Genomic DNA, 22,331 nt, shown 5'->3' with positions numbered 1-22,331 from the left:
TTAACCTTGATCAAAATGTAAGACTACGTTTTCTTCGCCTAATAGACGTCCAAGCTCAAATAACAAATCGTCACTAGGCGTAATAGACCACTCAATACCAAGTTCAATTTCTGTCTGTGCTTGATGATTTTGATAATTAATAAACACAGGACATAAACCACCAGAAGCAGGCGTTAAAATATTTTTTAAACGAGACTCAAATTCTGGCATTGATTGATGTTGTAAGATATTTGATGAAATATTCAAACGTAATTTACTCGCAAAGCGCTCCCTTGCTTGATCGATACTCATTACTTCACGCGCATTCATTTTCAAACCGCCATTGAAATAATCTTCACTAACTTGCCCTTGTAATACCACGATATTATCAGTAAATAATAACGCTTCATGTTGGTCTAATAGATCAGCAAAAACGGTCACATCCATTCGTGCGCTTTTATCGTCGAGAGTCAAAATCCCCATACGTTTCCCGGCTTTTGTTACCATGACTCGCATTGCTAAGACGAGTCCGCAAACTCGGCTATTTTGACCTCGTCCGTTTACTGCTAAATTAACTAGCTTAAGGCAGTTAATGGCGCGTAAGTGAGGTTCATATTGATTGATAGGATGACCGGTTAAATATAATCCAAGTGTATCTTTTTCGCCTTTTAACCATTGTTTTTCAGGCCACTTTTCTACTACCGAAAATTTATTCTCTATTTCATCATCATCGGTTGTTAATACACCGAATAAATCAGTTTGGCCCGATGACTCAGCTTTTTTATATTGTGCAGCAGCGGTTAATGCATCACTTAAGTTAGCCATTAAGGCCGCACGATGTGGCCCTAAATTATCTAAAGCCCCCGCTAGAATGAGTTTTTCAATAATACGTTTTCCACAACGTTTTAAATCAACACGGGTACAAAAATCAAATAAGTCTTTAAATTTTCCGCCTTCAGTTCTGGCTTCAATAATGGCATCTATTGGGCCTTCGCCAACACCTTTAATCGCACCGATACCGTAAATAATACGTAGATCTTTATCTACGTTAAATTTAAATAAGCCTTCATTCACATCAGGTGGACATAGCGTTAATCCCATGTTCTGACATTCATCGACTAAGATAACCACTTTATCAGTGTTATCCATATCAGCAGACATAACCGCTGCCATGAAGTAAGACGGATAAAAAGTTTTCATCCATAGAGTTTGGTAAGATACGAGTGCATAAGCAGCAGAGTGAGATTTATTAAACCCATAGCCAGCAAATTTCTCTACCAAATCAAAGATCTTCATGGCGAGCTCGCCACCAATACCATTTTCAATCGCTCCAGATTCAAAAGTAGCACGTTGTTTTGCCATCTCTTCTGGTTTTTTCTTCCCCATTGCACGACGTAACATATCCGCGCCACCTAATGTATAGCCAGATAATACCTGTGCAATCTGCATAACTTGTTCTTGGTATAAAATAATACCGTAAGTGGGTGACAGAATTTCTTTTAGTGACTCATGCTGCCATTTTTCATCTGGATACGATACTACCTCTCGACCATGCTTACGTTCGATGAAGTTATCTACCATGCCTGATTGAAGTGGGCCCGGACGGAATAATGCCACTAATGCGATCATATCTTCAAAACAATCAGGTTGTAGGCGACGGATTAGATCCTTCATACCACGAGACTCTAACTGGAAAACAGCCGTTGTTTCATAACGCTTTAGCAGTTCAAAACAAGCTGGTTCAGTAAGATCTATTTTTTCGATATAAATAGGTTCTTCACCACGTTCATGTTTGTGTGCATTAGCCATATCTAATGCCCACTGAACGATGGTCAATGTTCTTAAACCTAAGAAGTCAAACTTAACTAAACCAGCGGTTTCGACATCATTTTTATCAAATTGTGTTACTGGGTTATTACCTTCATCGTCACAATATAATGGTGCAAAGTCTGTAATGGTGGTTGGTGATATAACCACACCACCAGCATGCTTACCTGCATTACGGATAGTCCCTTCAAGTGTGCGACACATATCAATTAAAGCGCGAACATCTTCACTTGAGTCGTAACGCTCTTGTAAACGAGGCTCTTCTTCAAACGCTTTGGTTAGTGTCATGCCTGGCGTTGGCGGCACTAATTTAGAAATGCTATCAACAAAGCCATAAGCGTGACCTAACACTCGCCCTACATCTCGAATAACCGCTTTAGCAGCCATCGTACCGAAGGTAATGATTTGCGATACCGCATCACGCCCATACAATTGTGCAACGTGATCGATTACTTCATCACGTCTATCCATGCAGAAATCGATATCAAAATCGGGCATAGAAACACGCTCAGGGTTTAAAAATCGTTCAAAAAGTAATTCGAATTCTAATGGGTCTAAATCGGTAATTTTTAAAGCATAAGCCACCAGTGAACCAGCACCTGAACCACGGCCGGGTCCAACAGGAATATTGTTATCTTTACTCCATTGAATAAATTCCATTACGATCAAGAAGTAACCAGGGAATCCCATCTTATTAATAACGCCTAATTCAATCTCTAAACGTTCATCGTAAGGCTTTCTTATTGCAGCAAACTCTGGGCTGTTTTTATCGAACAGAAATTCTAGACGCGCTTCTAGCCCCTCTCGTGATGCTTCACAGAAGAATTCATCCATTGGCATGCCGTTGGTTGGAAAGTCAGGTAAAAAATACTCTCCTAAGCGTAAAGTAACGTTACAACGTTTGGCTACTTCAACACTATTTTGTAGGGCTTCAGGAATATCAGAAAAGAGTTCACACATCTCTTCTTCACTACGTAAATATTGCTCTGGGCTGTAATCTTTAGGACGTTTCTCATCACCTAATGCATAACCTTGGTTAATACAGACACGAATATCATGCGCATCAAACAATGATTTTTCAGCAAAGATAACTTCATTAGTGGCAACAACAGGCAATCCTTGTTGGGCCGCCAGATCAATGGCTAAATGCAAATAATCTTCTTCTTGAGCTCGATTAGTGCGAATCAGCTCTAAATAATAACGATTTGGAAAATGTGTTTTATAAAATGCAGTAATTTCAGCAACGGCAACTTGGTTCCCTTTTAATAGCATTTTACCTAGGTCACCGTCTTTGGCTCCCGATAATAAAATAACACCTTTTTGATGATCTATTAACCAAGATTGTTCTATTACCGCTCGCCCTTTAACATGCCCGCGTAAATAAGCTTTAGAGATAAGCTCAGTCACGTTTTTATAGCCTTCGGCATTCATTGCTAATGCAGTTAAACGAAACTGTTGGTCGCCTAACAACTCACTTTTAACCCAAAAATCAGCACCAATAATAGGTTTAACACCAGCACTATGCGCAGCACTATAAAACTTTACTAAACCACAAAAATTAGTTTGATCGGTTATCGCAAGCGCAGGCATTTTTAGTGCTGCCGTTTTTGCAACGAGTGGTTTAACTTTAGTTAAACCATCCACCATTGAAAAGTCACTATGTACTCGTAGATGTACAAATTTAGGTGAGTTTTCCGATGTAGTTATTATAGATACTTCATTGCTCATTTCTGGCATAACACTCTACTTTGAAGTCAAAGCTAAAATAGCTTTAACTGGTTTAAAACTTTGTCGATATTCAGCAGTGACACCATGAGTTTCTATCGCCTCAAAATGTGCTTTTGTTGGATAACCTTTATGCTTCGCAAAACCATATTGAGGGTAAAGCTTATCTAACTCAACCATTTCACGGTCACGTGTCACTTTAGCAATAATAGAAGCAGCACTTATTTCAGCGACGCGTAAATCACCTTTAACAATAGCTTCACTTGGCATTGCCAAAGCTGGACAACGGTTTCCATCAATAAAGACAAAATCAGGCGTAACGGAAAGACCTTCTACTGCCCTTTGCATTGCTAACATAGTGGCATGTAGAATATTTAACTGATCTATTTCTGATGGAGAAGCTCGTCCGACACTAACAGCTAATGCATTTTCATTAATAGCATCAAATAATAACGCTAACTTTTTTTCACTTAATTTCTTTGAATCCGTTAAGCCTATAATCGGTTTATTAGGATCTAAAATAACAGCTGCCGTAACAACATCGCCTACTAATGGACCACGTCCTACTTCATCGACTCCAGCAATATACTGCAAGTCAGGATAAATAACGTCAGGAAAATCTACTTTCATTTCTAGTTATCTCAATTTTTAGGGCAAATATTTATTAAAAGATTAACGATTTAATAGCTTAATGACAGCATTAGCAGCTTGTGTATCTGCGTCACAGCGAATTAACTGATGTAATTCAGTAAAAGTTTCAATCATCTTCTGTGCATCATGATCAATTAAACGTTGTAGCTCCTCTACAATTTTATCAACAGTACAGTCATGTTGATTCAGTTCTTTTACCACTTCTCTATCAGCGATTAAATTAGGTAGTGACGTATATTTAATATTAGACAATGATTTAGCAATTAAATACGTAATAGGTTTTACCTTATAAGCCACAACCATTGGTGCCTTCGCTAACATCGCTTCTAACGCAGCCGTGCCAGAGGCTAATAAAACCATATCCGCTGATTGTAAAATAGCACTAGATTGACCATCTAATAAAGTAATTGGCAATGAAGGTGCAAGCTCGTCTATTTGTGTTTGAAACTGTACTTTACGACGATCATTGACCATTGGTACTATAAAGCGGTAATCAGGATATTTTTGATGAATAATATCTGCAGCTTGTAAAAATATAGGTCCAAGCATTTCTACTTCTGCTTTTCGGCTACCAGGTAAAATTGCTAAAATTTTATCATTTTCTGGAATATTAAGTTGTTTTCGTGCACCTGATTTATCACGAATTAGAGGTAACTGATCCGCAAGCGTATGCCCAATGAACTGACATGGTACATCGAATTTATCATAGAAGGCTTTTTCAAAGGGCAAAAATGCTAATACTAAATCAGTCGCTTTAGCTATTTTATGAATACGCCATTGCTTCCAAGCCCAAACAGAGGGACTAACGTAATGGATAGTTTTAATGCCCTGTTGTTTTAATTTAAGTTCAACCGTTAAATTAAAATCAGGCGCATCAATACCAATAAAAATATCTGGAGGATTATTAATAAAATGTTGCGTAATTGATTTTCGAATACGCAAAATACTCCGTAATTTACCTAACACTTCAACAAAGCCCATCACAGATAGAGCTTCAAGAGGATGTAAAGCAATACAGCCTTGAGCAATCATACGAGGCCCAGCAATACCTTCAAAAATAGCATCTGGATATTGCTTTTTGAGTGCTTTAATTAAGCCTTCACCCAGAATATCACCGGATGTTTCACCTGCTATTAATCCAATACGTAATGGTTTAGTCATTATTTTCTTCTTTGTATAAGTAATGCAACAATGCATTTTTTTATGTAATTAACTAAAAATTTTAGATAAAAAAAAAGGCTCAAAAGAGCCTAGTTTTTTAGACGCTATAAGCAAATGCTTTAACGAACAATACCGCGATTTTCATCTGAAATAAAATCCAACAATATTTTTAACTCAGGGCAATCAGCAACATTTTCTGCTATTTCAGCTTTTGCTTCCGCTAACGTATTACCATTACGACATAGTGATTTATATGCACGTTTGATTTCCATAATCGTCGCGCTACTAAATCCATGACGCTTCAAACCAACAGAGTTAATCCCTTGAGCTTGTACGTAATTACCTGAAGCCATAAAGTAAGGAGGAATATCTTTATTCACAGCAGAACAACCGCCGATCATTGCATACTCACCTACACGAGTGAATTGATGCAACGCAGTTAGTCCACCAATAATAACATTATTAGCTAGTTTACTATGCCCCGCTAACGTTGCATTATTTGACAAGATAATGTTATTACCAAGTATGCAATCATGGGCGACGTGTACGTAAGCCATTAACAAACAATTATTACCAATTTTAGTCAGACTTTCATCTTGAGCAGTACCACGATGAATAGTACAACTTTCACGAAAAACATTATTATCGCCAATTTCTAAAAAAGTTGTTTCGCCGTTATATTTTAAATCTTGGCAATCTTCGCCCACTGAAGCAAACTGGTAAATTTTATTACCTTTACCCATTTTAGTGGTGCCTTTAACAACAACATGTGGACCAATCCAGCAATCATCACCAATTTCAACATTATCGCCGATGATACTATAAGGACCGACCTCTACGTTCTTTCCAATAATCGCATTCTCATGAATTATTGCAGTTGGATGAATTTTTGCTGTTGAATCAATCATTAAATCTCTCTTCTTGCGCACATAATCATTGCTTGGCAGACTATATCACCATCAACTTTTGCAACACATTCAAATTTACCCATTCCACGTCGTTCTTTAAGGTAAATAATTTCTAAGTCAAGCCTATCACCAGGTACAACTGGTTTTCTAAAGCGTACTTTATCAATAGATGCTAAAAAATATAGTTCATTCTCGGCAGGTTTTCCATATGTAGCAAATGCTAAAACACCGGTTGCTTGTGCTAAAGCTTCTAAGATCATAACACCAGGAAAAACTGGCGTACCTGGAAAATGTCCTGTGAACTGAGGTTCATTAAAAGAGACATTTTTGTAACCAGATAATGTTTCACCAGGTACATAATCAACTACGCGATCGATTAATAAAAATGGGTAACGATGCGGTAGAAGATCCATGATCTCCTTAATATCAAGACTATTTAATTCGTTAGACACGATTGATTTCCTTAGTTTTTATCTTCAATTTGTTTCTCAAGCGATTTAACTCGTTTGAATAACTCTTCGATTTTTAATGTATAAGCCGCCGTTTTACGCCACGCTTTATTTTCTTGAGTAGGAATACCTGAAGAGTAAATTCCTGCTTTCTTAATGCTACGCATGACCATACTGTCACCAGTAATGATAACATTGTCAACGATAGATATATGACCATTCATTGCCACACTGCCACCAATAATACAATGTTTACCAATAGTGGTACTACCTGCGATATTACTACCGCCTGCAATAGCTGTGTGTTCACCAATTTGTACGTTATGTGCAATTTGACATTGATTATCAATCCTCACACCACTACCAATGATTGTATTTGATAATGCACCTCTATCAATGGAGGTACACGAACCAATCTCAACATCATCGCCGATAATCACTTTACCAATTTGTGGAATTTTAACCCAAGTCCCCTGATACGGTGCATTACCGAAACCATCAGAACCGATTACCGTATTGGCATGGATAATAACATCGTTGCCAATTTGGCTATTATGATAAATAGTAACATTAGGATAAATTTTACAAGCTTTACCTAGCTCAGTCCCTTGTGCAATCACAGTATTAGCAAAGATTTGACTATTATCACCAACTTTAACATTTTCTCCAATCACTACATTTTCGGCAATCGCGACATTTTCACCGATAATCGCTGATTCATGTATTTGAGCTGAATCTGCAATCATAGCCGAAAGATTTGGTGTGGTGTCAAATAAACGCGCTAATAACGCATACCCAACATAAGGATTATCCATGAATAATGCATTACCTTGATACGACTCTTTTAATGCAGTAGGTAATACAATTGCACTTGCTTGACACTCACTTAGGCGTGTCAGTAGTTTTTTATCCGAGACAAAAGTAATGTCTCCTTGCTTAGCTCCATCAAAGGTAGCTAAACGCAGTATTTGCAATTCTCCGTCGCCGCCTAATTGAGCAGATAACTGAGTTGCTAAACTTGCTAATGAATAAGCCATAATTAAACCTATTTAGTACTGATTTCTTGAATAACTTTGTCTGAAATATCTAAACCAGGTTTTGAAAACACAATTTGTTCACCATTTAAAATAAGATCGTATTGACCTTCTTTAGCAATAGTATTGATAACATCGCGAACGACTGCTAATGATTTTTGCTGCTCTTCACTTTGACGACGGCGCTGGTCTTCTTCAAATGCTTTACGGCTTAATTTATATTCAGATACTTTAACTTCAATTTGGCGTTGTAACCCAGTTACTTCATTCTTACCTAATAACTCACCATCTTTTTTAATTTTAGTTTGTAGATTTTTTATTTCTTTTTCTAAAGACTGAAGTTTTTCATAACGACCTTTAAATTCAGACTCTAATTTTTTAATGATACGTTCACGTTGTGGAGACTCTTGCATCACTTTTGATGGAAATACCACACCAATTTTTTGTACATCAGCAGCATTAGCCGCAGATATTGTACCCATTGCAGTTGCTAATGTAATAACTTTAAAAAAGGTCTTCATGTTGTAACTCCGTATTAATAAAATTGTTATTTAAATAAAAAGAAGTGTGCAATAAAGCACACTATTTGAGCTTACAGCTAGCCAAGAATATAACTAGAACGTATCACCAATATTGAATGAGAATACTTCAGTTGTATCACCTGCATAGTCTTTTAATGGAACCGCTAAAGTAAATACAAGTGGTCCTAAAGGAGAAACCCAAGTTAACTGGGTACCCAATGATGCTCGAATACGACCAGGCTTAGAAAAATCACCTGCAAAATCACAATTGAATGAACAAATGTCTTTAAATGCATCATAATCAAACTCTGTATCCCATACTTCACCAGCATCAACAAACAAACTACTTCTCACTTGGCGAGAATAAGCTTCATCTAAGAACGGCACTGGGAAGATAAGTTCCGCACTTAATGTATATTTTGCATTTCCGCCTATCGAGCTATCGGTGTAACTTGCAGTAGCATTACCGCTATCTGTGCCAGTATTAATCGCACGAGGTCCGATACTATTGCTTGCAAAACCACGCACTGTTCGATAACCACCAACATAATAGTTTTCAAAAAAGGGTAAAATTTGGTCACTACCCTCAAATTTACCATAACCATTCCCGTAGCCTAAACTACCTCTTAATAAGGTTGTCCAATCACCATCATCACTCAAGCGTTGATAATTACGAATATCGAAATTAAGTTTAAAGTATTGAAGATCAGAACCAGGCACAGTTACTTTAGCGCGTAATGTATGTGACATACCTTGCGTTGCAAGCTGGCCTCTATCGAGATTATTACGGGACCAAGTTCCGGTTAAATCAAAGTTTTTAAAGTTTGCACTGCCGTCAGAGTCTTGTAATGAACCGTAGATATCCCAAAATTTATCTAATTGTGCAAAACCATTTACTTGTGAAATCCCGTTATTTTCCCACCCGACACTAAGGCCCAATCGATTAATTTCATTGATAGGAAAGCCAGAGCTAAGACGCAGCCCATAAGTTGTATTAGTAAAGTCTACGATATTAGCGTCGGCAGCTTCAAACTTATCATAATAGAGACGAATACCGCCACTTACACCATCTTTAGTTAAGTAAGGTGTATCATAGCTAAGATCCGTACTGACACTAAAGTCATTAAATTTAGTTTGTAATGAAACCTTATCACCACTGCCTAAAAAGTTACTTTGTTGAATTCCACCACTTAAACTAATTCCAGAATCAGTACCAAAACCAACACCAGCATTAAAACTACCAGAAGATTGTTCTTCAACATTTACATTAACATCCACAAGATCATCACTAACACGATCAGTTTTGATATCTACATTTGAAAAGAAACCCAAACGATTTAAACGTGCACGAGATGTCTCAAGTGCTTCGCTAGATAACCATCCTCCTTCCATTTGACGCATTTCACGGCGTAAAACAACATCTTTTGTCGTTGTATTACCGGAAATATTAATATAACGCACGTAACCTCTTTGACCAGGGTCAACAGAAAAGTTAACCACTACCGTATTGGTTTCATCATCAATCTCAGGATAAGCATTAATTTCTGGGAAAGCGTAACCTAAACGGCCAAAATATTTACGAATACTTTGCTCTGAAGCTGACACATCTGATGCGGCATAAATATCTCCTTTTGAGAATGCAACCAAGCTCTTAATATCTTCATCATGGCCAAGTAGATCACCAATAAAAGTAACATCATTAACTTTATAAATATCACCTTCGTTGACGTTTACTGTTACATAAACACCTTTTTTGTTTGGTCTTAAAGACACTTGTGTTTCATCAATTTTAAAGCGAATATAACCGCGATCTAAGTAATAACTTTTAATGACTTCTAAATCGCCAGCTAACTTTTGTTTTTGGTAATTATCATCTGCAAAGAGATCCCACCAGCCACCAGAATCACTTAAAGTTAGTCGTTTTAATAACTGAGTATCTGAATAAACGTTATTACCAACAATATTAATTTGTTCTATTTTTGCTGTTAAACCTTCACGAAACACAAATTGCACTGAAACACGGTTTCTTGGTAAAGAGGTAATAATTGTTTCAACCTGTGCGCTGTATTTACCAACACTGTGGTAGAAATCTTCTAAACTTTTTTCAATACTCGTTAATGTTGTTCTATCGAGCGTGTCACCCACCTTAATAGAAGAAGACTTAAGTGAATCTAATATTTGTTCTTCAGATAATTTATCATTACCTGTTAATTCTATTGCACTGATCGTTGGACGTTCTTTTACTTTAAAAATAAGAACTGAATCATCTCTGAATAATTGTATGGATTCAAAGTAGCTAGTGCTATATAGCTTTTTAATGGATTGTGACAAATCATAATCATCAACTACATCACCTTCACGTATCGGTAAGCTTAATAAGGCAGCACCAATAGTCACACGTTGAAGTCCTTTGAACTGTAAATCAGAGACAGTAAATTCTTCTGCCGAAGCTAGACTCGTAAAGCACCCTGTAACAGTTAGCGTTATAACCAATAAATATTTCTTAAACATTATCTACAAAATCCTTTAGTGCACTTTGTGCAAAAATAGTTTAAATGCACTCGTAATCGAGCTAATAACAACATAATTAAATGATAACAGCTATCATTAAAATTCTATTCGTATTTTATAATAAATTAAAGTCGTTCAGTATCGCGATTGACATAAATGTCATTAATACAGCTGCACCTATTTTAAAACCAACTTCTTGTATTTTTTCAGACACAGGTTTACCCGTTATCGCTTCGATAAAGTAGTACATTAAATGCCCACCATCTAACACGGGTAATGGAATCAAATTCATTATGCCTAAATTAACGCTGATTAGGGCAATAAACCCAAGGAAGTAAGCTACCCCATAATCAGCACTCATTCCAGCACCTTTTGCAATACCAACCGGACCACTTAAATTTTTAACAGACAAATCACCTGTTACCAACTTAATGAGGGTAGAAAAAGTTAATTCCGTTAACTGCCATGTTTTATCGAGCCCTTTAGTAAACGCTTCGACTAAACCGTATTTTAAGCTTACTCTAAACTCATCAGGATATACGTCTACCTTAGGAGCAAGACCAATATAACCTTGAATTTGACCATCAGATACTTCACGAGAGTCTGGTACGAGCGTTAATACTTTATTACTACTATTTCTTTCAATCGTCAGTTGCAGTGGATTGTTTGCATTTTTCTGAATGATTTTAACAAATTGTTGCCAGTCATTTAGTTTAATACCGTCAATTGAAATAAGTTTATCTCCAACCGTTAAACCACTACGTTGGGATGCACTATCATCAGCAACAGAATCAGCGACTAGATACACTTTAGGAGAATAAGGTACAAAACCTAAGCTCCTAATAACCGATTCTTTTTTAGGATCAAACTTCCAATTGTCTAATGAGACTGTATAAGTTTGGCTTGGTTCATTAACTATTTGTGAATTTGTACTCATAAATGGGGTAATACTTAAATCAAAATTAGACTCACCTATTTGAGCCACAAGCATTAGATTTAAAGCTTCCCAGTCGTTAACGTCTTGACCATTTACAGCTGTAATTTGGAATTTCTTTTGTTCTGAGATAACACTTGCAGGAGAGTTTTCAGCGACATCACTGATAATTGGTTTAGCACTGTTTACACCTATCGTATACATCAAGAAGAATGCAACAATCGCCAATAAGAAGTTTGCAATCGGTCCTGCAGCAACAATCGCAATGCGTTGCCACACTGTTTTTTTATCAAAGGCAAACTCAGATAATTCTTCAGGTACTTCTTCAACACGACCATCAAGCATTTTAACGTAACCGCCTAACGGGATAGCAGCAATAACAAACTCAGTACCTTGTTTATCTACTTTTTTAAAAAGTACTTTGCCAAAACCAATGGAAAAACGATGCACTTTAACGTTACAACGACGGGCTACCCAGAAATGACCATATTCATGAATGGCAACTAAAATACTTAAAGCAATAATAAATGAAGCAGTATTCCAAATAAAATCTAACAAATGATACCTCTATTAATCAATTCAACCGCTGAGTCTCTTGCCATTTTATCTATAACTAATAACTCGTCAATTGACGATACAGCTTGATGTGTTAATTGATTCAACACATGCTCAACGATCGTAGAAATATTAGTAAATTTAATGCGTTCATCTAAAAAAGCTTGTACTGCAATCTCATTAGCAGCATTAAGTGTGGTTGTTGCATGTTGGCCTTCATAACAAGCTTGTATTGCTAATTTCAAACAAGGATAGCGATTATAATCTGGCTCCACAAAAGTAAAGTTTGCACTGCTGAAGAAATCAAACCCTTCTGCACCACTGATAATTCGCTTTTCGCCCCCCATCACATGCGCAATAGGAATACGCATATCAGCATTACCCATTTGAGAAATAACACTACCGTCTTTGTATTGAACCATTGAATGGATAACTGATTGAGGGTGTATGATAACTTTGAGCTGATCTTTATTGGTGTTAAATAACCATCTTGCTTCAATGTACTCAAGGCCTTTATTCATCATTGTAGCCGAGTCAATTGAGATCTTAGGTCCCATCGACCAGTTAGGATGTTTAATGGCCGCATCGGGCGTAATACTAGTAAATTCATTTAATGCTTTATTTAAGAAAGGCCCGCCAGATCCGGTTAGTAAGATTTTTGACACGCCACCAGTGTCTAAATCACAATGTCCGATATTTTCTTGCAACATTGGTGACATTGATTGATATATTGCATTGTGCTCGCTATCTACTGGCCATAATTTTGCTCCAGATTGCTTAACGGCATCAATGAATAACGCACCAGACATCACTAATGACTCTTTATTTGCTAAGAAAATTTCTTTTCCTGCATAAACTGCTGCAAGTGTCGTTTTTAAACCAGCAGCACCGACTATCGCAGCCATCACAGAATCTATTTCAGCACTACCTAATAAAGAAAGTACTTCAGTTTCAGGTAACACCTGGCAATTTAGTTTGTGATCTTTTAATTGTTGTTTTAACTTTAAAGAAGCTAGATCATTAGATAAGGCAACATAAGTTGGTTCAAATTCAATACACAGCGCTAACATCTTATCGACATTAGTTGCTGCATATAAAAATTCAACATTGTATAAGCCAGGGTTATGGCGACATACACTTAACGTACTATCTCCAATAGACCCTGTCGCACCTAATACTGCTAATTTCTTCATGGTTAAATTAACCAATAGATATATATAAAGGCAAATACTGGAACAGCAGCGGTTAAACTATCAATACGGTCTAATATCCCACCATGTCCCGGTAATAAGTTACTACTATCTTTTAAGCCTGCTTCACGCTTAAACACACTTTCAGTTAAATCACCTAAAGCAGAGACTAAAGTCGTTATTATTGAAGCAGCAAAAAACAAGGCCATTTTGTCAGCCGATATAGCAAAGAAAGAACTGGCAAAGTAAGCAACAATCATTGCACTTAATAAACCACCAACAAGTCCTTCAATAGTCTTACCTGGGCTTACGTTAGGGGCTAATTTATGTTTACCAAACTGTTTCCCAGCAAAGTAAGCGCCAGAATCAGCAGCCCACACCAACAAACAAACATACATCACCAACTGTGCTCCAAAGTAAAAGTCATGGTGCATATTCATTGAGCGTAATACAACGAGTCCCCAAAAAAACGGAATTAACGTTAATAAGCCAAAAATACTTTTGATCACTTTATTTGATCGCCAAAGCGTCGCAGAAGTTGGATAACGAACAACCATGACTAAAGCAACACACCACCAAACGGCAGCAATCGAAAGTCCATAAATAATATATTGGTTTGGCAATTCGCCAGCCCAAATAGCGCTTACCGGCATTAACATTAATGTAATACCCAGTATTAATCCAAAAATATAAAGAATGGCAGAAGAAGGTTCTTTACTTACAAAACCAGCCCATTCTTTACTTGCAAGTAAAAACACACCAGCGGCAAATAACATAAAGAATTTAAGTGGTAAAAAGAAAATAGCCGCAATGGCCAATGGCGCTAATACAAGCGCAGTTATAATTCGTTGCTTCACAGAAAATTCCCGTTTTTTATCTGTAGGCTATAAAGTTGCTTCCGGTAAAATTAGCAGTTCACTTGTGCGCTAGTTTGTCCAAAACGTCGCTCTTTACCTGAAAATACATCTAATGCTAATTGGAAGGCTTCGCCGTCAAAATCTGGCCATAATACGTCAGTAAAATACATTTCTGCATAAGCAAGTTGCCACAATAAAAAATTACTAATACGATAATCGCCGCCAGTACGAATCATTAAATCAACATCGGGTAAGTCACCTAATGTTAATGTCTGACCAACTAACTCTTCATCGATATCATCAATATTTAATTCGCCACTTTGAACCTGAGTTGCAATTTTTCTAGTCGCATTGGTCATATCCCAACGACCACCATAATTCGCAGCAACATTTAATGCTAAACCAGTATTATTTTTTGTTAACTCTTGGCCTTCATGTACTTTTTTTTGTAATCGGTCACTAAAACCAGATATATCACCAATAATGTTTAGCTTGATATTACTTTTATGCAGTTTTTTTATTTCGCGCCCTAGCACAATAAAAAACAACTCCATTAACATACTGACTTCTTGTTCAGGACGTTTCCAATTTTCACTACTAAAAGCAAAAATAGTCAATGCTTCAAGTTTATTATCTCTTGCGAAAGTAATTGTTTTACGCAGCGCTTTTACACCGTGTTTGTGACCAAAAATACGGTGTTTTCCTTGTCTTTCAGACCAACGGCCATTGCCATCCATAATGATCGCAACATGCTTAGGGAAATTATTTTCAAACGTCACAGTAATCCTTTACAAAAAATAAAATGCACCAAATACTTAGTAGGAGGTGCATTAATTGAATATGAGTTAAAATTAAACTTCTAACAATTCAGCTTCTTTAACCGCTAATACTTCATCTACTTTCTTGATGCTTTCATTAGTGACTTTTTGTACTAATTCTTCACCTTGACGCTGCTGATCTTCACTGATTTCTTTTTCTTTTTCTAGATCTTTAAAATCGCCATTTGCATCACGACGAATATTGCGAATAGCTACACGAGTACTTTCTGCTTCACCACGAACAACTTTAATAAGGTCTTTACGACGTTCTTCAGTTAACGGTGGTAAAGGAATACGAATAACTGTACCAGCAGACATCGGATTCAAACCTAAGTTAGAGCCCATGATCGCTTTTTCTACAGCTGCAATTAATGTTGCATCAAATACTGTGATTGTTAATGTACGTGCATCTTCAGTAGATACATTACCTACTTGACGTAATGGTGTATTTGAACCGTAATATGGCACCATAATACCATCAAGTAAACTCGGGTGAGCTCGACCAGTACGTACTTTCGCTAATTGGCTTTTAAATGACTCGATGCTTTTATTCATTCGTGTTTGTGCATCATCTTTGATTTCATTAATCATATCTACTTTCCTAACTTATTGGTTCATTATCAAACTTTGTTACTCAATATGGCAACAAGAATTATTAATAGTTACATATCTTAATTATTAGTTACTCGAATAAGAATATATTTAATTAAATATTTTCTTCAGCATGAGTGATAGTTGTACCTTCATCACCACCTAATACCACACGACTTAATGCGCCTGGCTTATTCATGTTAAATACTCGAATAGGTAAACTATGGTCTCTTGCTAATGTAAAGGCAGCTAAATCCATTACTTGTAATTCTTTTTCTAAAACTGTTTGGTAATCTAAAACACTGTATAATTTAGCATCTGGATTTTTAACAGGATCTGCGTCATAAACACCATCTACTTTTGTACCTTTCAGTACGGCATCAGCCTCTATCTCAATACCACGTAAACAAGCTGCTGAGTCAGTAGTAAAAAATGGGTTACCTGTACCTGCAGCAAAAATAACTACCGTACCTAACTTCAAATACTTAATCGCTTCAGCCCAGTTGTAATCATCACACACACCATTTAACGGTATTGCAGACATTAAACGAGAATTCACATGTGAACGGTGTAATGCATCACGCATTGCTAACCCATTCATTACGGTTGCTAGCATTCCCATATGATCGCCAACAACGCGGTTCATACCAGCTTGTGCTAGCCCTGCTCCACGGAAAATATTACCACCACCAATTACTAAACCAACTTGTACACCAGATTCGATCAGAGATTTAATCTCTAATGCCATACGATCCAATACTTTAGGATCAATACCGAACCCCTCTTCACCAACGAGTGCTTCGCCACTCAATTTTAATAAAATACGACGATAAGCAGATTTAGGGTTAGTGCTCATAATTTCATTCCTTAAGTTGAAATAATACCGATTTTTTAAAAAAATTATAAAAATAAATTTAAAAAATAGGTCTTAAATTGGCCATTTAACAGACTAATTATCTTACTTTTTAATATAAAAGAACCGCAGCTATGCCGCGGTTCTTTTTACAATGGAGTAATGCTAAAACATCACCTATTGCGCCTGAATAAAATTACTTAGCAGCAGCCATTGTTGCAGCAACTTCAGCAGCAAAATCTTCAGTTTTCTTTTCAATACCTTCACCAACTTCTAAACGGATGAAAGAGACAACGTCTGCACTCGCACCTTTAAGAAGTTTAGCAACAGAGATTGATGGGTCTTTAATGAAAGATTGACCAGTTAAACTTACTTCACCAGTAAATTTAGCCATACGACCATTAACCATCTTCTCTGCGATCTCAGCAGGTTTACCGCTTTCGATTGCAATTTGTAATTGAATTTCTTTTTCTTTAGCAACTACGTCTGCAGGTACATCTTCAGGTTTAACAAACTGAGGAGATGCAGCAGCAACGTGCATTGCGATATCTTTAGCTAGGTCAGCGTCGCCACCAGTTAGCACAGAAACAACACCGATTTTACGGCCATGTACGTAAGCGCCTAGGTTTTCACCTTCAACGATTTGTAAACGACGTACAGAAATGTTTTCGCCAATTTTAGCAACTAAAAGTTCACGCGCTTCTTCAACAGTTGTTTCGTCGTAAGCTTGTGAGCTAAGTGCTTCAACAGTATCAATTTTGTTTGCAAGTGCGATATCAGCTACTTTTTCAGCAAATGCTAAGAAGCTTTTATCCATAGCAACGAAGTCTGTTTCACAGTTTACTTCGATGATTAATGCTGTAGTACCATTAGTTTTTGCAAAAATTGCACCTTCAGCAGCAATACGGCCTGCTTTTTTAGCGGCTTTAATTGCACCTGATTTACGCATGTTTTCAATTGCAAGCTCGATGTCGCCATCTGCTTCAACTAATGCTTTTTTACAATCCATCATACCCGCAGCTGTGCGGTCACGAAGTTCTTTAACTTGCTGAGCTGTAATAGCCATTGTTTGATTTCCTATTTTAATTCTATAAAAAAGGGGCCATATAGACCCCTGATAACCAACCAATGATTGGTTAATAAGAGCTTCTATTATTAGAAGAACTTATTTTTCAGCTGTTTCTTCTTCAACGAAGCCTTCAGCTACTACTACTTCTGCAGTACGGCCTTCTTTAACAGCTTCAGCAGCTGCATTTAAGTAAAGCTTAACTGCACGGATAGCATCATCATTACCAGGTACGATGTAATCGATGTTATCAGGACAAGAGTTAGTATCTACAACAGCGATAACAGGAATTCCTAGGTTATTCGCTTCTTTAATTGCAATGTGCTCGTGATCTGCATCGATTACGAAGATTACATCTGGGATACCGCCCATGTTTTTGATACCACCAAGTGTTTTTTCAAGTTTCTCTAATTCACGAGTACGCATAAGCGCTTCTTTCTTAGTTAACTTGTCAAAAGTACCGTCTTGGCTTTGAACTTCAAGATCTTTCAAACGCTTGATTGATTGACGAACTGTTTTCCAGTTAGTCAACATACCACCTAACCAGCGGTGATCAACGTAAAATTGGTCACATGCGATTGCAGCTTCTTTAACAGCTTCTGAAGCTGCACGTTTAGTACCAACAAAAAGGATTTTACCTTTTTTAGATGCTTTAGCTTCTAGGAAGTTAAGCGCTTGGTTAAACATAGGAACTGTTTTTTCAAGGTTGATGATATGAACTTTATTACGAGCACCAAAAATGAATGGTTTCATTTTTGGGTTCCAGTAACGAGTTTGGTGACCGAAGTGAACGCCTGCTTGTAGCATATCGCGCATTGATACTGTTGCCATTTGAATTTCCTTTTAGGGGGTTAGGCCTCCACACATCCCATACACTCGACCATTAATTTCTTAAACAGAAAAAGGCACCCCGAGTGACGTGTCGATGCGTGTGTGTTATTTAAGTAATAATCCTTTAAATTCAACATATTAAATATGATGAATGGATTATTCTGATTATTTAAGAAAGCGACTAAAAAATTAATCTATCAATCTCGGAGCGCTTTATACCACAGCGAACCAAATATCTCAATAAATAGTGTATTAATTACCATATTTTTAAACATCCTTTCCTGAGATAAAATCCACGTCCGTGGTGAGGGTTTGTTAGTATTATTTTATCTAGCACCTAAGACTAAAACTCTTTATAGTTACGGTATAAACATTTTATTCAAAGTATAGAGATATGACATGTCTGGACTAATTAAAACTGCTCAAGAAATAGAAAAAATGCGTATTGCTGGCCAACAAGCTGCAGATGTATTAACCATGATTGAACCTTATGTTAAAAAAGGGGTTACCACTAACGAACTAAATCAACTATGCCATGATTTTATTGTTAATGAGCAAGGAGGGATTCCAGCTCCATTGAATTACCACGGTTTTCCTAAATCTATTTGTACTTCATTAAACTATGTCGTATGCCATGGCATTCCCAACGATAAACCTTTAAAAGAAGGTGATGTATTAAATATTGATATCACTGTTATTAAAGATGGTTATCACGGTGACACGTCTAAAATGTTTATGGTTGGAAAACCATCTATCTTAGCTGATCGTTTAGCGCGTGTAACACAAGAATGTTTGTACATCGGTATTAAAATGGTTAAGCCTGGTGCTCGTTTAGGCGATATCGGTGCGGCTATCCAAAAACACGCAGAAAATCACAACTATTCAATCGTACGTGAATATTGTGGACACGGTATTGGCGCTGGATTCCATGAAGAACCGCAAGTATTGCACTACGGTAAGAAAGGCACTGGCGAAGTATTAAAAGCAGGTCAATGTTTTACTATTGAACCAATGCTTAATGCTGGTAAACGTGATTGTAAAGTATTAAAAGATGAATGGACTGTTGTAACCAAAGATAAAAAATTATCTATGCAATGGGAGCATACATTATTAGTGACTGAAACAGGTGTTGAGATTTTGACACTGCGCCCAGAAGAAACAATTGAGCGTATCATTAACCCAGAATAAATATGAATTAAGCCTGCTTTCTTAACGTAAGTAATGCAGGCTTCAACATTGAGGCTTTAAATGGACTTTGAACAGTATTCCCCGCTACATATTCAGCAGCAAGATCTCACCATTTCTTTTATCAAACAACACCTACAACAATTTTCAGACTGGCAACTTGAACAATTCAAAGCTAAAAAGCACATTAATGATATCGTATCAATGCGTGCACTGTATGTGGACGAATTATTAAGCCGTTTATGGGATCTAGTTGGGTTAAATGAAAGCTTTGATTTAAGTCTACTTGCGGTTGGCGGATATGGTCGAGGTGAATTACATCCAAAGTCTGATATCGACTTATTAATTTTATCTGATCATGGTTTTAGTAAAGAGTCTGAAGAAAAAATAGGACAACTGATCACCCTACTATGGGATTTAAAACTTGATGTTGGTAATAGTGTTCGCACAATAAATGATTGCATAGAACAAGGTAAAGCAGACATTACCATCGCAACCAGCATGATCGAATCACGCTTAATTAAAGGTAATGAAAAAACCTTTGAAAAATTACAAAACGTCATTGGTGAAAGTGACTTCTGGCCATCAGCACAATTTTTTACCGTAAAAAAAGAAGAACAGTTTGGACGTCATAAAAACTGCCGAGGCGATGGTTACAATCTAGAACCTGATATTAAAAATGGCTGTGGTGGACTACGTGATATACAAACTATTGCGTGGGTTTCAAAACGTCATTTTGATGCACATAGCCTTTTAGAGTTAACGTCATACGGCTACATTACTCAGGGTGAATACCATGAAATAAGTGATTGTCAGTCGCAATTATGGACAATTCGATTTGCCCTTCACACAGTGACAAATCGCCCAGATAACCGCTTACTTTTTGATTTTCAAAGTGATGTAGCAAAATTATTAGGTTATACCGGTCAGCGAAACGAAGCCGTAGAACAAATGATGAAAATGTTCTATCAAACGATTCGTCGCGTGAAAGAGCTCAATGAAATGTTATTACAATATTTTGATGAAGCTATTTTAGGTAATGTCGCAACAGAGTTTCACGATATAGATGAACACTTTAGAATTCGTGGCAATAAAATAGAATTAACCTCTTCAGGTCATTTCCAAGATAATCCAGAGTCTATTTTACAATTATTTGTACACATTGCCGATGATAAACGCATTAAAGGAATTTACTCGAGCACTTTACGTGAGCTTCGAGAAGCAAGACGTTGTTTAACACACTGGCTACAAAATATTCCAGAGTGTCGCACTATTTTTATGGAAATTATTAAGCATCCTAGAGGCATGGGCATTCCTTTTACATTAATGTATGAATATGGTGTATTAGCCGCTTACATTCCACAGTGGAGCCGTATCGTTGGGCAAATGCAGTTTGACTTATTCCATGCTTATACTGTTGATGCACATACCCATAAACTTGCTAAATTTATCTATAACTATCCAAAAACTAAAAGTGATCATCCTTTAGCACATGAAATATTTCGATCGTTAGAAAAACCTGAGTTATTGTTTTTAGCGGCTATATTTCATGATATTGCCAAAGGACAACAAGGCGATCATTCAACTTTAGGTGCCGTCGATGCACTCGCCTTTTGTGGGTTGCATGGCCTTAGCCGTTATGAAAGTAAAGTCGTTGCTTGGTTAGTTGAACATCATTTAACCATGTCTGTTACTGCACAGCGTCGAGATATTAGTGATCCTAATGTGATCATTGAGTTTGCAAAAGTAGTGCGAGACGATAAGCATCTTAATTTATTATACTGCTTAACCGTGGCCGACATTTGTGCAACTAATGAAGATACTTGGAATAGTTGGAAAGCCTCTCTACTACGTGATTTATATTATAAAACACTGACTATGTTGCGCCGTGGTTTAGAAAATCCGCCAGATATTCGCGACCGTATTCGTGACCGTCAACTTAAAGCGCTTGGTATTTTAGCAGGGCTAGGTATTAGTGAAGATAAAGTTAAACCATTGTGGAAACGTTTTAGATTAAACTACTTTTTCCGTTACACATCGGCACAAATTTGTTGGCACACGCAACATTTATTAGAGCACAAAGACCATAATAAACCTTTGGTATTGATCAGCACTAAAAATGCACGAGGCGGTAGTGAAATCTTTGTTTACCATAAAGATATGCCGATCTTGTTCTCTTCTGTTGTGACTGAAATCGATAATAAAAAGCTCAGCGTTCATGATGCAAAAATTCTATCTAGTCGAGATAACTATGCGCTAAGCACTTTTACAGTATTGGAAGAAGATGGCGAACATATTGATGATGATAAAATCCAACGTTTACGTGAAGCCATTATTGATACGTTATTAAAACCCGATGTTATTAACTCAAACTTAATTAGATTAGAGCGCGTTAAACGTCCCTTTAAATTTGAACCTAAAATCACCTTCTTACCAACGCGTCGTAAACGTACACAAATCGAAGTTGTCGCATTTGATGCACCAGGTATTTTAGCCAATATTGGAACGGTTTTTGTAGATCATGGTTTAATGCTTGATACCGCGAAAATATCGACTATAGGGGAGCGAGCAGAGGATTTATTTATTGTATCTACAGCTGATGGCGATTCATTAACTAAAGAGCAAGAAGAAAGTTTAAAAGCGAGTTTGATGTATGAATTGAGTCCAAGCACTTAATTTTCTAAA

Annotated in this window: 18 protein-coding genes; 2 read left to right on the top strand and 16 right to left on the bottom strand. The window is 36.9% G+C overall.

Annotation, left to right across the window (positions count from 1 at the left end; genetic code table 11):
* The 16 genes from dnaE to rpsB all read right to left on the bottom strand — a co-directional run bounded on the left by dnaE (position 1) and on the right by rpsB (position 18,461).
* Positions 1-3,543, bottom strand: coding sequence for a DNA polymerase III subunit alpha (gene dnaE, locus V6255_RS02585; RefSeq protein WP_341626737.1), 3,543 nt, complete (start codon positions 3,541-3,543; stop codon positions 1-3).
* Between the two features lie 6 nt (positions 3,544-3,549).
* Positions 3,550-4,161, bottom strand: a complete 612-nt coding sequence (gene rnhB, locus V6255_RS02580) for a ribonuclease HII (protein ID WP_341626736.1) — start codon at positions 4,159-4,161, stop codon at positions 3,550-3,552.
* 42 nt (positions 4,162-4,203) lie between these two features.
* Positions 4,204-5,343 carry a lipid-A-disaccharide synthase gene (gene lpxB / locus V6255_RS02575; RefSeq protein WP_341626735.1) on the bottom strand — a complete coding sequence of 380 codons (1,140 nt, stop codon included), beginning with the start codon at positions 5,341-5,343 and terminating at the stop codon, positions 4,204-4,206.
* Between the two features lie 119 nt (positions 5,344-5,462).
* Positions 5,463-6,251 carry an acyl-ACP--UDP-N-acetylglucosamine O-acyltransferase gene (gene lpxA, locus V6255_RS02570; RefSeq protein ID WP_137297505.1) on the bottom strand — a complete coding sequence of 263 codons (789 nt, stop codon included), beginning with the start codon at positions 6,249-6,251 and terminating at the stop codon, positions 5,463-5,465.
* Entirely contained in the window at positions 6,251-6,703 is a 453-nt protein-coding gene (gene fabZ, locus V6255_RS02565; protein ID WP_341626734.1) for a 3-hydroxyacyl-ACP dehydratase FabZ, read from the bottom strand. Before fabZ ends, lpxA begins: the two co-directional genes overlap by 1 nt.
* Before the next feature lie 11 nt (positions 6,704-6,714).
* Positions 6,715-7,737, bottom strand: a complete 1,023-nt coding sequence (lpxD, locus tag V6255_RS02560; protein WP_341626733.1) for a UDP-3-O-(3-hydroxymyristoyl)glucosamine N-acyltransferase — start codon at positions 7,735-7,737, stop codon at positions 6,715-6,717.
* Between the two features lie 8 nt (positions 7,738-7,745).
* Entirely contained in the window at positions 7,746-8,255 is a 510-nt protein-coding gene (locus tag V6255_RS02555; RefSeq protein WP_341626732.1) for an OmpH family outer membrane protein, read from the bottom strand.
* A 93-nt stretch (positions 8,256-8,348) separates the two neighbouring features.
* Positions 8,349-10,766 carry an outer membrane protein assembly factor BamA gene (gene bamA, locus V6255_RS02550; protein WP_341626731.1) on the bottom strand — a complete coding sequence of 806 codons (2,418 nt, stop codon included), beginning with the start codon at positions 10,764-10,766 and terminating at the stop codon, positions 8,349-8,351.
* Between the two features lie 115 nt (positions 10,767-10,881).
* Positions 10,882-12,258 carry a sigma E protease regulator RseP gene (gene rseP / locus V6255_RS02545; RefSeq protein ID WP_341626730.1) on the bottom strand — a complete coding sequence of 459 codons (1,377 nt, stop codon included), beginning with the start codon at positions 12,256-12,258 and terminating at the stop codon, positions 10,882-10,884.
* The gene (gene ispC / locus V6255_RS02540) at positions 12,252-13,448 is read right to left on the bottom strand and encodes a 1-deoxy-D-xylulose-5-phosphate reductoisomerase (RefSeq protein ID WP_341626729.1); all 1,197 of its coding nucleotides are present in this window, start codon (positions 13,446-13,448) and stop codon (positions 12,252-12,254) included. The genes rseP and ispC overlap by 7 nt, the downstream gene beginning before the upstream one ends.
* Positions 13,449-13,450: 2 nt before the next feature.
* Complete coding sequence (locus tag V6255_RS02535) at positions 13,451-14,302, bottom strand: phosphatidate cytidylyltransferase (RefSeq protein ID WP_341626728.1); 852 nt, start codon at positions 14,300-14,302, stop codon at positions 13,451-13,453.
* 50 nt (positions 14,303-14,352) lie between these two features.
* The gene (uppS, locus tag V6255_RS02530; protein ID WP_425355897.1) at positions 14,353-15,039 is read right to left on the bottom strand and encodes a polyprenyl diphosphate synthase; all 687 of its coding nucleotides are present in this window, start codon (positions 15,037-15,039) and stop codon (positions 14,353-14,355) included.
* A 114-nt stretch (positions 15,040-15,153) separates the two neighbouring features.
* Positions 15,154-15,711 carry a ribosome recycling factor gene (frr, locus tag V6255_RS02525; protein ID WP_160060495.1) on the bottom strand — a complete coding sequence of 186 codons (558 nt, stop codon included), beginning with the start codon at positions 15,709-15,711 and terminating at the stop codon, positions 15,154-15,156.
* 115 nt (positions 15,712-15,826) lie between these two features.
* On the bottom strand, positions 15,827-16,567 hold the full coding sequence (gene pyrH, locus V6255_RS02520; protein WP_160060494.1) for a UMP kinase: 741 nt from the start codon (positions 16,565-16,567) through the stop codon (positions 15,827-15,829).
* 193 nt (positions 16,568-16,760) lie between these two features.
* Positions 16,761-17,630 (bottom strand): translation elongation factor Ts, encoded by an 870-nt coding sequence (gene tsf / locus V6255_RS02515; RefSeq protein ID WP_341626726.1) that lies wholly within the window; start codon positions 17,628-17,630, stop codon positions 16,761-16,763.
* Between the two features lie 99 nt (positions 17,631-17,729).
* Positions 17,730-18,461 (bottom strand): 30S ribosomal protein S2, encoded by a 732-nt coding sequence (gene rpsB, locus V6255_RS02510; protein ID WP_341626725.1) that lies wholly within the window; start codon positions 18,459-18,461, stop codon positions 17,730-17,732.
* A gap of 399 nt (positions 18,462-18,860) precedes the next feature.
* Between rpsB and map the strand changes: the two genes are divergently transcribed.
* Together map and glnD are read left to right on the top strand one after the other, a co-directional pair.
* Positions 18,861-19,649, top strand: a complete 789-nt coding sequence (gene map, locus V6255_RS02505; protein ID WP_025563185.1) for a type I methionyl aminopeptidase — start codon at positions 18,861-18,863, stop codon at positions 19,647-19,649.
* A 60-nt stretch (positions 19,650-19,709) separates the two neighbouring features.
* Complete coding sequence (glnD, locus tag V6255_RS02500) at positions 19,710-22,322, top strand: [protein-PII] uridylyltransferase (protein WP_341626724.1); 2,613 nt, start codon at positions 19,710-19,712, stop codon at positions 22,320-22,322.
* The last annotated feature ends 9 nt before the right edge of the window (positions 22,323-22,331 follow it).

Origin of the sequence: Psychromonas arctica, from assembly GCF_038155225.1 — a bacterium.
GTDB classification, from domain to species: domain Bacteria; phylum Pseudomonadota; class Gammaproteobacteria; order Enterobacterales; family Psychromonadaceae; genus Psychromonas; species Psychromonas arctica_B.
The sequence above is the reverse complement of the archived record's forward strand: the minus strand, read 5'-3'. Positions and strand labels throughout refer to the sequence as shown.

Coding starts and splice junctions, on each gene's coding strand:
- dnaE (WP_341626737.1), bottom strand. CDS start 3,543: ATGCCAGAAATGAGCAATGAAGTATCTATAATAACTACATCGGAAAAC.
- rnhB (WP_341626736.1), bottom strand. CDS start 4,161: ATGAAAGTAGATTTTCCTGACGTTATTTATCCTGACTTGCAGTATATT.
- lpxB (WP_341626735.1), bottom strand. CDS start 5,343: ATGACTAAACCATTACGTATTGGATTAATAGCAGGTGAAACATCCGGT.
- lpxA (WP_137297505.1), bottom strand. CDS start 6,251: ATGATTGATTCAACAGCAAAAATTCATCCAACTGCAATAATTCATGAG.
- lpxD (WP_341626733.1), bottom strand. CDS start 7,737: ATGGCTTATTCATTAGCAAGTTTAGCAACTCAGTTATCTGCTCAATTA.
- V6255_RS02555 (WP_341626732.1), bottom strand. CDS start 8,255: ATGAAGACCTTTTTTAAAGTTATTACATTAGCAACTGCAATGGGTACA.
- bamA (WP_341626731.1), bottom strand. CDS start 10,766: ATGTTTAAGAAATATTTATTGGTTATAACGCTAACTGTTACAGGGTGC.
- ispC (WP_341626729.1), bottom strand. CDS start 13,448: ATGAAGAAATTAGCAGTATTAGGTGCGACAGGGTCTATTGGAGATAGT.
- uppS (WP_425355897.1), bottom strand. CDS start 15,039: ATGGATGGCAATGGCCGTTGGTCTGAAAGACAAGGAAAACACCGTATT.
- frr (WP_160060495.1), bottom strand. CDS start 15,711: ATGATTAATGAAATCAAAGATGATGCACAAACACGAATGAATAAAAGC.
- pyrH (WP_160060494.1), bottom strand. CDS start 16,567: ATGAGCACTAACCCTAAATCTGCTTATCGTCGTATTTTATTAAAATTG.
- tsf (WP_341626726.1), bottom strand. CDS start 17,630: ATGGCTATTACAGCTCAGCAAGTTAAAGAACTTCGTGACCGCACAGCT.
- rpsB (WP_341626725.1), bottom strand. CDS start 18,461: ATGGCAACAGTATCAATGCGCGATATGCTACAAGCAGGCGTTCACTTC.
- map (WP_025563185.1), top strand. CDS start 18,861: ATGTCTGGACTAATTAAAACTGCTCAAGAAATAGAAAAAATGCGTATT.
- glnD (WP_341626724.1), top strand. CDS start 19,710: ATGGACTTTGAACAGTATTCCCCGCTACATATTCAGCAGCAAGATCTC.